Raw genomic sequence first — 15,014 nt, forward strand, 5'->3', positions numbered from 1 at the left:
AGTCAAATCACCACATTCGAGTCAACTCAGACTTTAAAACTCAACCTCCATGTCATGCCGAATCAAGAGTCGGCTCTTGGTCCATGAGTCAGCTCGAGCATAACTTCTTCAAAATTTCAACCAAACGTATCTCCAACCAATACAAGTCTTTCTAATACTTCAAAATATTTTACAAAAGATATCTAACCTATTCAAACTCATTTTTACTAATTTTTAGCCCTTTTTTACAAGATTACAAGAATAAGAATTAGGCTTTACAACTTTGAGATTTTCAATACAATTTGTTCATACAACTCTTCATCAAATAACACAATTATACTGAAATAACTTCAACTAAGTAGGAAATAAATGATACATTGATAAATGCTTCCTACAAAAATTTCTTGAATAATTGAAAGAGTTAGTAATAAATACATGCTCCAATATTTTGTAATCATCAAAATCATTCCAGGGATCAACAATAGGATTTTTGGCTATCATCATTTCTACGATAACATCATCATTATTTAGGTTGTCCACCCTAACCGATCCCTCTCCCCTCATAGGAAAGCACATCATCATTCTCTTCTCTCCCCCCGGACCTCTTTGAACTTCTTCCTGTGCCCCACGAGATCATTCCCACCAGCTTCTCAGTGGGCCGATTGTCGATGGCAAGTGGCCGAGATTCCCCCCTCTAGGCCACCGGGGAAGCTCCTCCCTCATGTACTTCCCGAGGTAGCCATGCCTGATCAGGTCTTCTATCTTCCTCTTCAGTGGCGCATTGCTCGGGAAGATCATGCGCCATGGTCCCAGTGGAAGCTGCAGAGGGGTTCAAGCAATGTCTGCACAGTATCATCTTAGGGGTGGAGGTCGATGTAACAAACACTCGCTCTCGATCTCTATGAGGATCTTCACTCTCTGGGTGAGGAGAGGAGTGAACTTCTCTTCCTTGGCAAGATTGGCTCTAGGCCTGGGTCCCGTCGTGGGGCCAGACCGTTCTTTGAGGTCGAGGGGCCATATGCTTCTCCAATGGCCTGCCTCTTCAAAGGTCTCCCATCTAGCTCCCTCCTAGTATGGTCAGCTTCCTCTGAATAGATGTACTTATGGACCCAGAGGAGGAGTTCCGAGTAAGTCTTTGGAGCTTCTTATCAATAGAGTAGGTGAAGCTAGAGGTCCTGAGTCTTCTTTTCATTGCCAGCATGGCGATTGGCTCATCAAGGTGATAGACCTCCAGGGTGGCAGCTTTGAACTGAGATACGTAACTCCTGGAGTGGCTCTCGATCCTACTAGCAGATGGAGAAGAGGCTATCAGCCTCGCGTGGCATCTTCCTGCATGCATCAAAGTATGCCACAAACCTTCTCTAGCTCTAGCTTGAAGGAGTCGATGCTCCCTGGCTCGAGTCGGGAGAATTAGGCTCCCGGAAAAATTTCTACGCAGCGTAGGCTAGAAAGGTGATGCAGAGAAGGGCGTTGCAGTAGCCCCCCCTCTCGGACCCCTCATGAGGGCCTTGTAGCTTTACATGTGGTCCAGGGGGTCGGTTGGCCCCATCATAGGGATCAACATGGGGCATCCGGAATCGGTTGGGAATTAGTTCCTCTTGGATCCTGAGAGAGAAAGGTGGGCGTGTGTCATAACCCACGGGCTCGACTGGGGGAGCCCTGAATCTTGGCAAACCAGCAGGATAGGTAGGCCAGCTTGTGCTCTTTCTCTTCAAGGCACCTTTTCACTCGCTGGTGGATGGCCCTCATCTCCGAGGCCCCCGCCTGAGGCTATCAAGGGTGAAGAAGGCACCTGGCAAACCTCCGCCCGAGCTCCCCTCGCCACGCTCTGCGTTTCATGGCACGAAAGTGCACCATGGCTTAAGGTCGGAGAGCGGCTCTCTCGACTAGTCGAGATACCTTGCTATCACTTCCTATCTTCCTGCCGGTCTCTCCGTAGGCGAGAAGCCACATGTGACGGTCCCTCACAAAAATCGTGTGCTAGTACGGGGATCAATGGTAAAGAAGCCACCCAGACGGCCATCGTACTGGTTGCCTGGATCAGAGCTGATGAAGCCGATAAAATAAGTATGATCAAGGCATGGACTGCTGGGCAAGTGTGGTAATTAAAGGTCTCCGGAGGTGAGATGGTGAAGCAAAGAGATCCTCTCCGAATCGTTGTTCACCATGCAAGTAGAAGGGTCCTCGACATGGCTGATGGAGGCCTCGTGCACGTAGTCACCATGGGCCGTGATGCCCACAAGTATTTTTCTAATTATGGGGGGACTTGTTGTTAGGCCTTCCTCAACCAAGAGTGTCATGCTACAGATTGTTCATCACCACCCCCTTCTTGGCATGTTAATATGTTGCCTCCTAGATTGTCGTGGCCTGTAGTTCTGATATGTGATGCATGTTGAGCTCCCTCTACATGCTTGGTCCTTTTCTTGGTTAGCTCCTTGATTAGGTTATCCTGCAAAAAAGAGGAGACCCAGGCTGGGGATTCCGACGGGGACACTCCGATGATCAAGTCAGTTGGGACAATCAAGGGGAACAAAGCCTCCATGGTAAAGAGCTTGGAGTCTCTCCATGCAGAGGGATAAAATGAAAATGGAATTAAGGAGGATCCAGTGAATGGGAGTGAGAGAGCGGGGAGATTCTCCTTGTTGGTTCCTTGCCGGTTTGCTCCCATTTTTCTTACCAGTCTTCTCCCTTTTTCTTGGAAGTCCCTTCTTCTATTTTTATATAAGAGGAATGGCCCAAATTAGGTCTGGCGCTTTATTGGGATGTCACTTTCCTGGTGCCCCTTTTGGAAGGGGTTTTCTTTTGTTAGTGGCCTTCCACTATCGGACCGGTCCTTAAAAGGAGATCTTTATTGGGGGTGCTCACCGGCATAGTATAAATCTTGTCCCTCTGGTGGTGCAGTTTTCTGTGGGAGGCGTGGGCACCGTGCTGCCTTGAGCCCCAAGCTACGGTGGGTCATTTCCATTCCAAGAGAGATCATCAGAGTATTACGAGGCCTGGAGCCTTAATAGGATACTCCTCTTAGGGGAGGTTCAGGTTTCATGTAGCGCAGTGGACCGGTAATCCTGCTGTACCTAATCGTAGATGTGGGTGGCATGCTACAGAGCCTGGAGCCCGGTGGAGCATGCATTGCGCAGAACATGTGGGTGGCGCATTGCAGAGACCAAACCTCTGGTAGGGTATGTACCGTTCCCTATAGTGGCAGTGCTGGCCCGGGGTTCCCCGGTCTTTAGCCCGAGTTCCTCTAGCCTCTTCTCCTTACTTCCTGCTGATCCAGCTGGCAACTAATGATGCTTCCCGGTTTTGGATAGCACCTTCTGAGAGTAGGAGCTATATCTGGGAGCTCAACCCTCGATGATGGGAGCACGACTTCACGGAGTTTGACCTCAGATAGAGTCGACCTCTACGGGTGTGTCGAACCCGCATGGCGGGAGCACGACCTTGGTCGTGGGAGCTCACCCTGATGGAGCCGGGACCTCTGGCCTCTGGGACTCCATCTCGTACGGCAGAAGCACCCACCTCGATCGAGCCCGACCTCCAATGCAAAGCCAACCCCCAATTGGGCTCGATCTCTGGATACGGGAGCACGATTCCCATCTAAGCTCGACCCCTGGACAGAGCCGACCCTCAATCGGGAGCTCGACCCTGGAGGCATGGAGCATGACCGATTGGGAGATCGACCTCAGATGGGGAGCAAGAGCATTGGTCGGGGCCCTCGACTCGAATGGTGAGAGAGCATGACCCGACCAGGAGCCTCGACCCGAATGGAAGCTGATCTCAACTAGGGGCTCGACCTTGGGTGGCGGGAGCATGACCTCGACCGGGAGCTCGACCCCGGATAGGAGTTGATCTTGGCTAAGGGCCCGACCTCGGATGGTGGGAGCATGACCTCGACCAGAGCTCGACCCGGATGGAGCTGATCTCAGTCAGTGGCTCGACCGATGGTGAAGCACGACCTTGACCGGAGCATGACCGGATGAGAGCAGACTCTCACCAGGGCTCAACTCCTGGATGGCGGGAAAGACGACTCCACTAGAGCTCGACCGATGGGACTGACCTGGTCAAAGGCTCAACCTCAGATAGCAGGACATGACCTCGTTTGGGAGCTCGACCTAAATAGAGCTGACCAACTCCGGCTCGACTCGAATGGCGGGAGCACAACCTCGACCAGAGCTCGTCCTCGATGGGAGCTGACCTCGGCTCGGGGCTCGACCTGGGATGGCGGGAGCATGACCTCGATCGAGAGCTCGACTCGATGGGAGCTGACCCGGCCGGAGGCTCAACTCCTGGGAGCGGAGCACAATTCCATTGTGAGCCCTCGACCGGATAGAGCCAACCCCGACGAGGCTCGACCGATGGTGGAGCACAACCTCGCCCAGGAGCCTCAATTGCTGCATGAAAGCCGATCTCACCGGGGGCTCACCTTGATGGCGAGAGCACGAATTTATCAGAGCTCAACTCGGATGGGAGCCGAATTCTGACCTGGGTTCGACCTTGATGTTTGCTTCTATTACTGCCCCAAAGGACGTCACAAGATGGCTTAAGTCGACTCGAGATGTGCTTGACATCAACGATTATGCCACACCAATAATATATAAATTATATTATGTTATATTATATTTATATTATAATATTATATATTATATTATATAATTTTATATTTTATTATTCAATAAAATAAAATAAAATATATTAATATAAAATAGTATAACATTATATTATATACTATAATATTATTATATTTATAATATTATTATATAATATTACAATATTATAAGTTTTATAAAATAAAATAAAATAAAAAATTATTAAAATATATTTTATAATATTCATACTTTATATAAAATTAAAAAATTAAAAAATTATTTTTTATACCAAATAAATTTAATATAATAAATTTATGTTTTATATAAATATATTATATTATACTATATTAATACTGATATGGCAAGATCGCTGACGTGGAGCATGCGTCAGACCCACCGGCGTCAAGGAAGGCTGCCAGCAGGTTCTCTCCGAGTTTCCCCGGGGCCGTACGTGGCTTAACTACGATCACGTCCACCTCGAGTCGAGCTCGCACCTCTGCCCCTTCGCTAGGTGTCAACCCAGGTAGGATCCACCTCGACCGAAGTGGGCCTGCCACTTTCTTCTTAGCCAGGTGGCACCCCCAGATGGGTCCACCTCGGGCCGAGTCAAGCCAGGCACCTGTCTCCTTCGCCAGGTGGTGCCCCCAGATGGGTCCACCCTTGGTCGAAGTCGAGCATGTCTCTACCCCTTCGCCAGATGTCGACCCTGCAGTCCACCTCACCGAGTGGCCCACTGCCTCCTTGCTGTGTGGCACCCCAGACGTCCACCTCACGAAGTCGAGCCAGGAACCTCTGCTCCTCTCACAGTGGCACCCCCAGATGGGTCCACCTTGTGAAGTCGCTTGCCTCTGTCCCTTCGCCAGGAGCTTCGACCCAGATGGGTCCTCCTGGGCTGCTGGGCCCACCGCTCTTCGTGGCACCCCGTACGGGTCCATCCTCGACCCGAGTCGAGCCGCATCTCACCCTTCTGCCGGTGGTGCCCCCACCGGGTCCACCTCGGGCCGGCTTCCAGCTTGCCTCGTCCCTCCGCCAGTGTCGACACTGCGGGTCCACCTCGACCTGCGGGGCCTCGTCTCACCCTTCACCGTAGTTCCCCTCAGGGTCCACCCCACTGGGTCGAGCCGTTGGCCCTCGCTCCTTCTCGCCACAGCCCCCGCATGGGTCCACCCCTACCATGGGAGCTTGTCTCTACCCTTCACCAGTGTCAACCTGCAGGGTCCACCTCGGCTGTGCGGGCTCCCGTCGCTCCTTCGCCAGGCACCCTGTACGGGTCTATCTCGCTTCTGAGTCGAGCCAGCACCTTGCTCCTTCGCCGTGGCGCCCAGATGGGTCCACCCGGCTCGTAGCGAGCCTTCTCCATGGAGCATCGGGAGGACCGAAGGTGCAGGCCCCAAGGATGTTGCTGAGCCCAGCACGCACAGTCTGACGCACCCAATACAGCATTTTTAGATCTGTAACGGTGCGCAAAACATCATTTGTACCAATTTAGGAGGGACACCCTGATTCAGGCACTAGATCCGGTGGCTGCAGGACCTGGTAGCCCCTCGGAGGGGAGAGCCAAGGGTCAATGCCTCGAGTCTGGGGTGCCCGCTCCCCGGACAGGTCCCGCCTCAGCTCCTTTCATGACAAAGACGGCGGATGAGAAGCTCTGCCACTCTGACTCCTAACCGTAAGAAGAGGCGACCTCAGGGGAATGGCCAATGAACGCGGCCGTTGACCCCAAGGCTCCTGAGGGGGAATCGAGTGTCTGGGGCACCTAAATAAATTAAAAGGGCAATCGAAGGGGCAAGGAAAGGTAAGCAATCAAGAGGGTGCCTGATAATGTAAACGAGAGAACAAGCAAAGCCTCCACAGAGGTCCGAGAACTCGCAGGAGCGAGTCCGGCGAGCCCTGTCACAAGAACTAGAGTGCTGACAGCCCATTCTCACTCATCTCCTCATCAAAGACTCTCTAACTATGGAGACCCAACGGGGATCCGCTCTTAGTGGATCTGTTCCACTTTGACTGCTCATTAACTTGACCGTCGGAGTGCCCCCGCCGGAATCCCCGTACCGAGTCTCTAACCTTGTTTTGCAGGTCCGGGAGTGTTAGGACTGGTGAAGGGGACCGAGGTCCGGCGACAACCCATAGCTACAAGCCAGGAAGGGGTGGATGATGAAAGCTCCTGTATGGACAAGCCCCCCACAAGCTTAAGAACAGCTTGACTCCAAGCATGGTGGTAACTCACGGACGTGAAGCTTCCACCAGCCAGGAGAGAGATGTTCCCTCTCCTCCGGGCCTTCACAGCCCGGAAGGAAACTTCCCGCTCCTCCTGCTCCTCCTCAACTACCCTCAGTAGATAGTCAATATGCTGCACTTGTCCAACAGCTACAGAGACGCACCGTAGCCATAAGGTAATTGCAGCATTAGCAGTACTCCCTGGCCACTCAACCCTAGCCAAAGATCCCCGTGACCCAAGCCATGGGCTCCCGCGGAAGCCTGTGCTCCATCCAAGGCATGTTGTCCCATCCGCGGGTACCAACCAACCTCGCGGTGAGAGTCACTACACCCCCTGAAAGAGAAACCACACCAGGTCGGCGGACCATGAGAGCCGATCCCCGGTGGATGAACAATGATGCCGCCAAGCGCAGCAAGCACCGCCGGATAAGGCCCCTCACCACGACCCATCGGCCCCTTCTTCTCCAGCGACCTTGGTGGAAGGTTCCACCGACGAGGCCATCATGCGTCCAGCCGAAAGGCACCTGGAAGAGCAAGAGCGCAAACTGGCGGAGCTCTCCCACCAGCTTGCCAACATGCAGAGCTCCCCAAGGAAGCCAGTGGACTATAATGCCCGACCACCCTTCTCCCGAGGAAATCCAAGAGGAACCGATTCCGAGTCGGTTCCGCATGCTTCACGTGGATCCCACGACAAGACCACCGACCCCCTGGACCACCTGGAGAGCTATAAAGCTCTCACGAGAGTCCAGGAGGTGACAGATGCCCTCCTGTGCATCGCCTTTCCGGCCACCGGAAGGTCACTCAAGTCTGGTTTACCCTCCTCGAGCCCGATAGCATCGACTCCTTCCAATGTAGCTGGAAAGGAGGTTTGTGGCACACTTCGATGCCTGTCGAAAGGTGCCAAGGGAGGTGGATAGCCTCTTCTCCATCCGCCAGAGCAAGACCAAGGAATCATGACTATATCACCCACTTCAAGATCGCTGCCCTAAAGATCTATAGTTTGGATGAGCCCACGCCAGCTGCTGGCATCAGCAGGCCACCAGATTTCCACCATATAGATCCTTGGACAAGAAGCTCTCTTTTTTGGGTTAATTCTGCTAAAGGATTGATTTGATCCATGAATTGCGATAAGCGTGAACTTGTGAAAAAGTTTTGATTACACTCATTAAAAAGTAAAATTAACTAGGTCGCCTGGACCGTTAACTTCGCTGAATTTGCTAGTGGAAATCATATCTTTGATATTTTTTTCAGCTCTGGTAAGACCAATTCGGAATTGGTTTTTTAACAATTCTCCAATTAATCTTAAACGACGATTTCCTAAATGATCAATATCATCAACAGTACAAGCCACGTTTTCATAAAGATTCAAATAATAATTAATACTTGCAATAACATCTGATAAAGTGATGTGTTTTTTTGGTTTCTCTTTTGGTCGTTTCCAATAAGCTTGACTTTGTGATATAGCTTACCTGATTCGTCTTTTGAAGTATAGACTTCTAAAATTTCGTTAAAAACTCCTTGACGGTCTGCTTCTTTTTGATAAACATTCAGTTCCTAAGAAAAATTTAGATACTTTTTCATCAAGATTGTGAATATTGTGTCTTAAATGATTGATAATATCGTCGTTAACTAAATTGTCTTTAGCTACTAAAACTTCACCAGTGCGAGAGTTGATGATGTTAGTTTTTGGTTAATAATTCGTTTTTTGGGGTCTTTTTATATGCAAGCAAAATCTCTTCATCAGTTTCTCTGTTTTCTAAATTATGTTTAGCGTCGAAGATTTCTTGAGCAAAAAATGACGATTTTGTTTCAGGATTGCAATTTTTTCTTTGGTTAAAAGTTCGTCTTTGTGCAATTATTATTTCTTGAGTTTTGGGATTGACAAATCGGCTGCCAAATAAGTGTTTTCAGCTCGGGTAAGAACGTCTAGTTTTTTGTTAAATTTGTATCTTTCCCACTTTAGGCCAGGTCGTATTTTTTTTGATCAAAAGTCTTGTTCTTGATAAAATCTCTAGCAGTGAAATGACAGGAACTTTTTCTGCCTTGACGGATTTTAGAATACAGTTCTACCAAAGCATTGTTGTTCGAGTCCATATCAGTTTCTTTATCAAAACAGAATCAAGGATAGCGCTTTTGCCAAAGACATTTCTGATTGCTTCTTTGCTGTCAAAACCTAGAGCATAAATAAAATTAGACAAGGGGATTTTTTTGGAACGATCTAGTTTGGCATACAAAATTTCTTTAGAGCCTTCTTCGTATTCAATCCAAGCACCACGAAGGAATTACTTATCCAGAATAAGTGGTTCTGCTTGAGTTTGCTGTCAAAATTACCTGCAAAATACACGCTAGCGGAACGTACAATTTGAGAAACTACTACTCTTCAGTTCCGTTGATAACAAAAGTCCCAGTGGGAGTCATTAGAGGCAATTCAGTAAGTAAAATATTGCTTTTGTTTAGTTTCGCCAGTTAAAACATTTTCTAAAGTAGTTTTGACAAATAATTGGAGCAACATAACTTATATCTTTAATTTTAGTTTCTTCAATGCTATATTTTGGGGTGCTAAAAAATAATCATCCAAAGTGAATTTTTAAATCCCCATTATAACTTTCAATAGGACAAAAAATCCTGCAACAATTCTTTAATACCGTGTTTTAAAAACCAATCAAAAGATTGGTTTTGAATTTCAATTAAATTGGGCAAATCAACATCATAAATTGTTTTAGAATAATTACGACGTTGTGCTTTTTGCCATATTTGACATTATGATAACCCATCTTATGCTCCTATAAATTATTAATTGGTAGTTTGTTTTGCCAAAATCTTTATTTTTAATTGTGTCTTTGCACGATTTTTGGTTTTGGGGGCTGGGGTATAAAAATAAAAACAATGGGGGAAGATCAAAAACCTGAAAAACCTCAGGTTTTTATATTACTTACAAGATAATAATTTATTGAAGTTCAACAACAGCTCCAGCTTGTTCTAACTTGTTTTTGATATCTTCTGCTAAAGCTTTGGAAACATTTTCTTTTGCCTTTAAAGAGTCAGGAACTTTTAACAAAATTAGCAGCATCTAGCAAGCAAGCCTAATCCTGTTACTTCGCGCACTGTTTTGATAACAGCAAGTTTCTTTTTTCATCAAAACTTTTCATAACTACTGTGAATTCGGTTTTTTCTTCTACTTCAGCTGCATTATTTGCTCCAGGAGCTGCAATCAAGCAAAGCAGTTGGGTCAATTTCAAACTCTTCTTTCAAACCATCTAATAATTCTTTAATCTCTAATAAAGACATTTCTTTTTTAAAGCCGATACAAAAGCTTTTCGTTAACTTAGCCATGTAAATTTCCTTTGTTATAATCTTTTCATTCATAAATTAATTGTTTATTGTTGGGGGTTTTATTGTTCTTTGGTTTTGTACTAGCATATTTGAATAGAAATTGCTTTAAAAATGTTGCAAAAAAGTTACAGCAACATTAGACAGCTACTTCTTCATTTGTTCTTTTTGAAGGCAAAGTAGCTAAGGTGTTTATTTCTTGCAAGGAGACAATTTTTTGTTCCACGATTCCAGAAACTATTTTAACTGCTTTATTTTTTTAGCAAAATTATAAATCTGGTTTTGATTGGTTCTGTAATATTCATGGAATAATAATTAAAAGCTTTTGCTCCTTTTAAAAAGGTAACTAAATCAGCTTGTTTGGCGTTGGTAACAGCTCTTTGCATGATGTTTTTGGGATATACTTTTACTTCACAACTAGTTTTTTTTAACTCACGACGCAGTTGCATAAAAGAGCTTACCGGTAAGCTTGCATATTCAAAAACAATAACTGTTTTGGCATTGCTAATTTTTTCTTGCAAAACAACAACTGAATCTATTTTTTGGCTAACTGAGTTTTATCATGTTTATGCCCTTTTCCTTCCTTCAAAATTTTGATCTTGATTATTGTGAAATTGTAACAGGGTCAATTTTAATACCTGGTGCCATCGTAGTTGAAATAGTAACACTTTTAATGTAAGTGCCTTTCACTGTACGAGGTTTAACAGCCATTAATTGAAGATATAAAGTTTTTTAAGTTTTCTAGTAATTTTGTCTCATCAAAAGAAACCTTACCTAATATGGCGTGAATATTCCCGCTTTTGTCTAGGCAGTATTCAATTTTACCATTTTTAATTTTCTTTGACTGCTTGTAAAACATCATTTATTTACAGTACCTGTTTTAGGGTTAGGCATTAGTCCTTTGGGTCCTAAAAGGCGCCCTAATTCTACTTAATTGCGGCATCATTTTGGGAGTAGCAACTAAGACATCAAAATCCAACCAGTTTTTGGCAATTTTATCAATTAAATCTTGGTCGCCTACGTAGTAGACCCGTTTGGGCTTCTTGTGCTTGTTTAGCTTGTTCTCCTTTAGCAAGAACTGCTACTTTTAAGACTTTACCAGTGCCATGTGGTAAAACTAAAACTCCTCTTAAATTTTGATCAACTTTTTTTAGGATCTAAATTTAGATGAAAAGCACATTCTACCGCAGCATCAAATTTAGCAACTTGAGTTTGTTTAGCTAAGCTAATAGCTTCTTGAAGCGGATATGTTTTTGCACAACATCAAACATTTGTAATGATGCTAAATATTTTTTGCCTCGTTTCATCGCAGTAATTCCTTTCTCAAAACAACTTGACATTTTTTTAGAAATTTTTTAATTTGAAATTTGAATAATTGGGGTAAAACTATTTTAATATTTTAACCTTTTACTAAAATTCCCATATTACGAGCTGTGCCTTCAATGATTTTGCAAGCTTTTTCAACGCAATAAGCATTTAGGTCTGGAAGCTTAAATTGGCGATTTCTTCTACTTGTTTGTGGGTGATAGTAGCTACTTTGGTTTGGCTTGCATTAGCAGAACCAGATTCAATTTACCTAGCAGCTTCTTTTTTTTTTTAAAAGATCACTTGCTGGAGGAGTTTTAGTTACAAAAGTAAATGTTCTGTCCTCATAAACAGAAACGATAACAGGGATAACGAAACCCATTTGATCTTTAGTTGTTTCGTTAAATTGGGAACAAAAAGCAGGAATATTAACTTGGGCTTGGCCCTAAAGCAGGTCCTACTGGAGGAGCTGGATTAGCTTTTCCTGCAGGAATTTGTAATTTTACCGTTTTAACAACTTTTTTAGCCATAAAAAACCTTTCTTTCGGAACGGGGACTTGAAATAAAAAACTTGATAATTTGAGTTGTTTATTCTTTGTTTGCGTTTCATTAAATTTGGAATATTGTTGATATTGTAACATAAAAAAATATGATAAAATTTTTTAGACAACTTATTTTAACATAAATTTTAAATATTTGATAAAAATGTTAGAAATTATGCAAAAATTAAGATATTTCTTTAAAGTCGTTGAAAGAAATTTCTACTGGAGTTGCTCTACCAAACAAATCTACTTCCACTGTCATTTTTTCACGGTCGTCATCAATACTTGATACTTGCCCTATTTGACCCGAAAAGAACCAGAAATAATTTCTACTTTTTTGCCGATAAAATTTTTATAATCGGGTTTATTGATGATGCCCATTTTTAATAAAACAGGATTGATTTCGTTTTCAGATAAAGGAACTGGGTTTAGAACCCATCCCGCTGGAACCTAAAAAACCAGTAATTCGCGGAGTGTTTCTGACAACAAACCAAGATCGGTCAGTAATCATCATTTGAATAAAACGTAATAAGGGTACATTTTACGCTCTTTTTAACCTTTTTCCATCCAAACGAGTTTCATAATATTCTTCTTTGGGAGACAAAACATTAGATACTAAATCACCTATGCCAATGCTTTCTGACTCCTTTTTCTTAACAAATCGTCTTTTACAACATTTTCATAACCTGAATAAGTTTGAGCAATATACCATTTAAGGTGACATGTATTTTGGGAGTCTTTTCTTGATCTTGTTGTTCTTGCGCTTGTGTCTCTTTTTATTTGTTTTTCTGTTTTATTCATTTTATTTGCTCAACAAATTTTTGATTTTGACACAAAATTGGGTTAATTTGCCAATAACATGAGAATCTATAGCATGAACAAAAAGGGATTAAGAACAATGTAGAAAAAATAACTTGTAATGTTTTAAACAAAATTTGTTTTAAGGAAGGCCAACTAATGTTACAAATTTGGTAAAAATGCATCTTTGAAAAAGCAAATGAACCTATCGCAAAAATAAAAAAAACAAAGAACTACAAAGCAAAAGGCAATGCCCAATGCATAGTTTCAAAATGTTTTTGTTGCAATAATTGCCCACAAAGAGCAAGAGACACAAAATAGGAAGTGGTAATTAGTAAAATATTGAGCCAACTATATTCTCTTTTGATTACTTCTAATAACTTCGGATTTGGTTTGTTTTTCGCTTTCTTGCTATTTTAATTCCATAAAGTTAAAAACCTTTACTTAGTTTCTTGATGCAAAGTGTGTTTGTTGCAATAAGAGCAATATTTTTTAAAAGTTAAACGTTTTGGGCTTTGATTGGATCGTGGTTGGTATTGTAATTGCGGTTTCTCTAGACACAAAACACAAACTAAAATATTTTTTTTCAAAAAAAAATAGTCCTTTTATGTTAGAAAGTTGAAAAAAAAAAAAACATTAATTTATTTTCAAAACATCTTTTTTATTATATCATAAATCAAAAAGCTAGCAAAAATAAAATATAAAAATTGTTTAGGTGCAAAAAAATATCCTGTGGAAGAAAATATTTGGAATGTTGGATGAAAGATGGTAAGAAAAACTAACAGTAACCTGTAAATTAGACAAAATGATTAGCTGCTTAAAAAATGCTCGTGATTAGTTTTTTCTTTTGGAGGAGGCAAGGGTTAATTATCGCCAAAAATAAAAGTGGAGTAGATCATTAATGCAGCGGCAACACTTACATTTAAAGAATTGATTTTTTCCATACATAGGGAATTTTAACCAACAAATCACATTGCTGTTTTAATAAATTTTAATGCCTATTCTTTCTGTTGCCAACAATAATAGCCAAAGAACTGTTTTTAGATTTGCAGAAAAGATTGGGAAGAATTGCTATCGGTACCAACGATTAAAACTTGATTTTTTTTTTTTAGTTTTAAAATGGTTTGATGCAAATTAGTAACTAAAAAACTTTAGTGTATTCCAAGGCACCACAAGAAATTCTTGGCAACTGTGGAATTGAGTGGGACTTGATGTTTTTTACTCATAATAACACTATCCAAAGCACAAGTTTCAACAGTTCTTTAAAATGGCTCCTCAAGTTATGAGGGTCATTAATGGAGTCTAAAATTAAGAATTTTTGGAATTTGGCAGAATCTAAATAAGTGTCTAAGTCGTAAAAAGTGTAGTCACAAACATTGGCAGCGACTCCTTGATGGGTTTTTTGTTTGGTTAGATCAGAGCAAAAACTTTTTGTCAAACTAATTGATAAGCAATATTGTGTTTTTGCAAAAACATTATAAAAAATATTTAATTTTAATTTTGCATCTAAATATAGTTGATAAATTTTTTCTCTTGCGCTTTAATTGCTTCTTTGATGGGGTTTTTTCCGTAAATAATCATATTAATTATTTGTTTTCTTCTCTGATTTTGTAGTTTTTGTTGGATGGTGTTTTTGGGAGATTTGGGTTATGACACAGGGATAAAATGATGATTAAAACTAATAAAACTTTTTCAAGTTTATCGAATTGAGACATTCTTTTTCCAAAACATCCAAAATAAATGCAGCTGTCATAAATCCTATTAACATTGATACAAATAAAAATAATTTAGCTAGATTTAAAGGTTTAGAAATTCTAAATAAAACAGTAAATAAAATGAAGGTGGAAAGCAAAATGACAAAATTAGAAACTGTTTCTAATTGTTTTGAAATCGGGAGTTTGGGTTGATAAAAAACCAATTCGCACACCAAAAGTTAAGACATAACTAATAAAAGCTAGACTTGCATAGGGAAAGGCTTTTTTGAGATTATTAAGTAAAAAGTTTTTGCTGATAATTTCGTTGTTTTTCAAAAGATAAAAAAAGCGAAGGAATGCCAATTGACCAATAATCCATGACAAATTGTAATTTCCAAAGGTGATAATGGATAGTAGCAAGGACGCCTTAAAAATTAAATAAAATAACAGCAAAATGCAAGCATAAAAAGCAATAATAGTTTTGGTAAAAAAACAAAATAGAGATTTTATAGCATGTAACTGGAACGAAGTACAAGGATAAAAAAACAACTGAACGAAGTACA

3 protein-coding genes and 6 pseudogenes are annotated in these 15,014 nt (G+C 42.2%); 1 reads left to right on the plus strand and 8 read right to left on the minus strand.

Annotated features, from left to right (window positions below; genetic code table 11):
• Positions 1–7,793 precede the first annotated feature (7,793 nt).
• The 8 genes and pseudogenes from ACEW7V_RS02170 to rpmG all read right to left on the minus strand — a co-directional run.
• Positions 7,794–9,556 (minus strand): annotated as a pseudogene (locus ACEW7V_RS02170) (DNA-directed RNA polymerase subunit beta); the annotation flags it as partial.
• Positions 9,557–9,729: 173 nt separating this feature from the next.
• Positions 9,730–10,115: pseudogene (gene rplL / locus ACEW7V_RS02175) on the minus strand (50S ribosomal protein L7/L12).
• A 163-nt stretch (positions 10,116–10,278) separates the two neighbouring features.
• Positions 10,279–10,651, minus strand: a pseudogene (gene rplJ / locus ACEW7V_RS02180) (50S ribosomal protein L10); the annotation flags it as partial.
• A gap of 64 nt (positions 10,652–10,715) precedes the next feature.
• A pseudogene (gene rplA / locus ACEW7V_RS02185) lies at positions 10,716–11,419 on the minus strand (50S ribosomal protein L1).
• A 92-nt stretch (positions 11,420–11,511) separates the two neighbouring features.
• Positions 11,512–11,947: pseudogene (rplK, locus tag ACEW7V_RS02190) on the minus strand (50S ribosomal protein L11).
• Positions 11,948–12,143: 196 nt separating this feature from the next.
• A pseudogene (nusG, locus tag ACEW7V_RS02195) lies at positions 12,144–12,760 on the minus strand (transcription termination/antitermination protein NusG).
• Complete coding sequence (gene secE / locus ACEW7V_RS02200) at positions 12,757–12,942, minus strand: preprotein translocase subunit SecE (RefSeq protein WP_374695307.1); 186 nt, start codon at positions 12,940–12,942, stop codon at positions 12,757–12,759. The pseudogene nusG and the gene secE overlap by 4 nt, the downstream one beginning before the upstream one ends.
• A 255-nt stretch (positions 12,943–13,197) precedes the next feature.
• Positions 13,198–13,320: a 50S ribosomal protein L33 gene (gene rpmG, locus ACEW7V_RS02205; RefSeq protein ID WP_374695308.1), complete on the minus strand. Its 123-nt coding sequence runs from the start codon at positions 13,318–13,320 to the stop codon at positions 13,198–13,200.
• Between the two features lie 1,143 nt (positions 13,321–14,463).
• Between rpmG and ACEW7V_RS02210 the strand changes: the two genes are divergently transcribed.
• Positions 14,464–14,664 carry a hypothetical protein gene (locus ACEW7V_RS02210; protein ID WP_374695309.1) on the plus strand — a complete coding sequence of 67 codons (201 nt, stop codon included), beginning with the start codon at positions 14,464–14,466 and terminating at the stop codon, positions 14,662–14,664.
• The last annotated feature ends 350 nt before the right edge of the window (positions 14,665–15,014 follow it).

The sequence above is a fragment of the Areca yellow leaf disease phytoplasma genome (genome assembly GCF_041920595.1).

Bases quoted from the DNA above. Each gene is read 5' to 3' on its own strand.
- secE (WP_374695307.1), bottom strand. From the start codon at position 12,942: ATGCATTTTTACCAAATTTGTAACATTAGTTGGCCTTCCTTAAAACAA.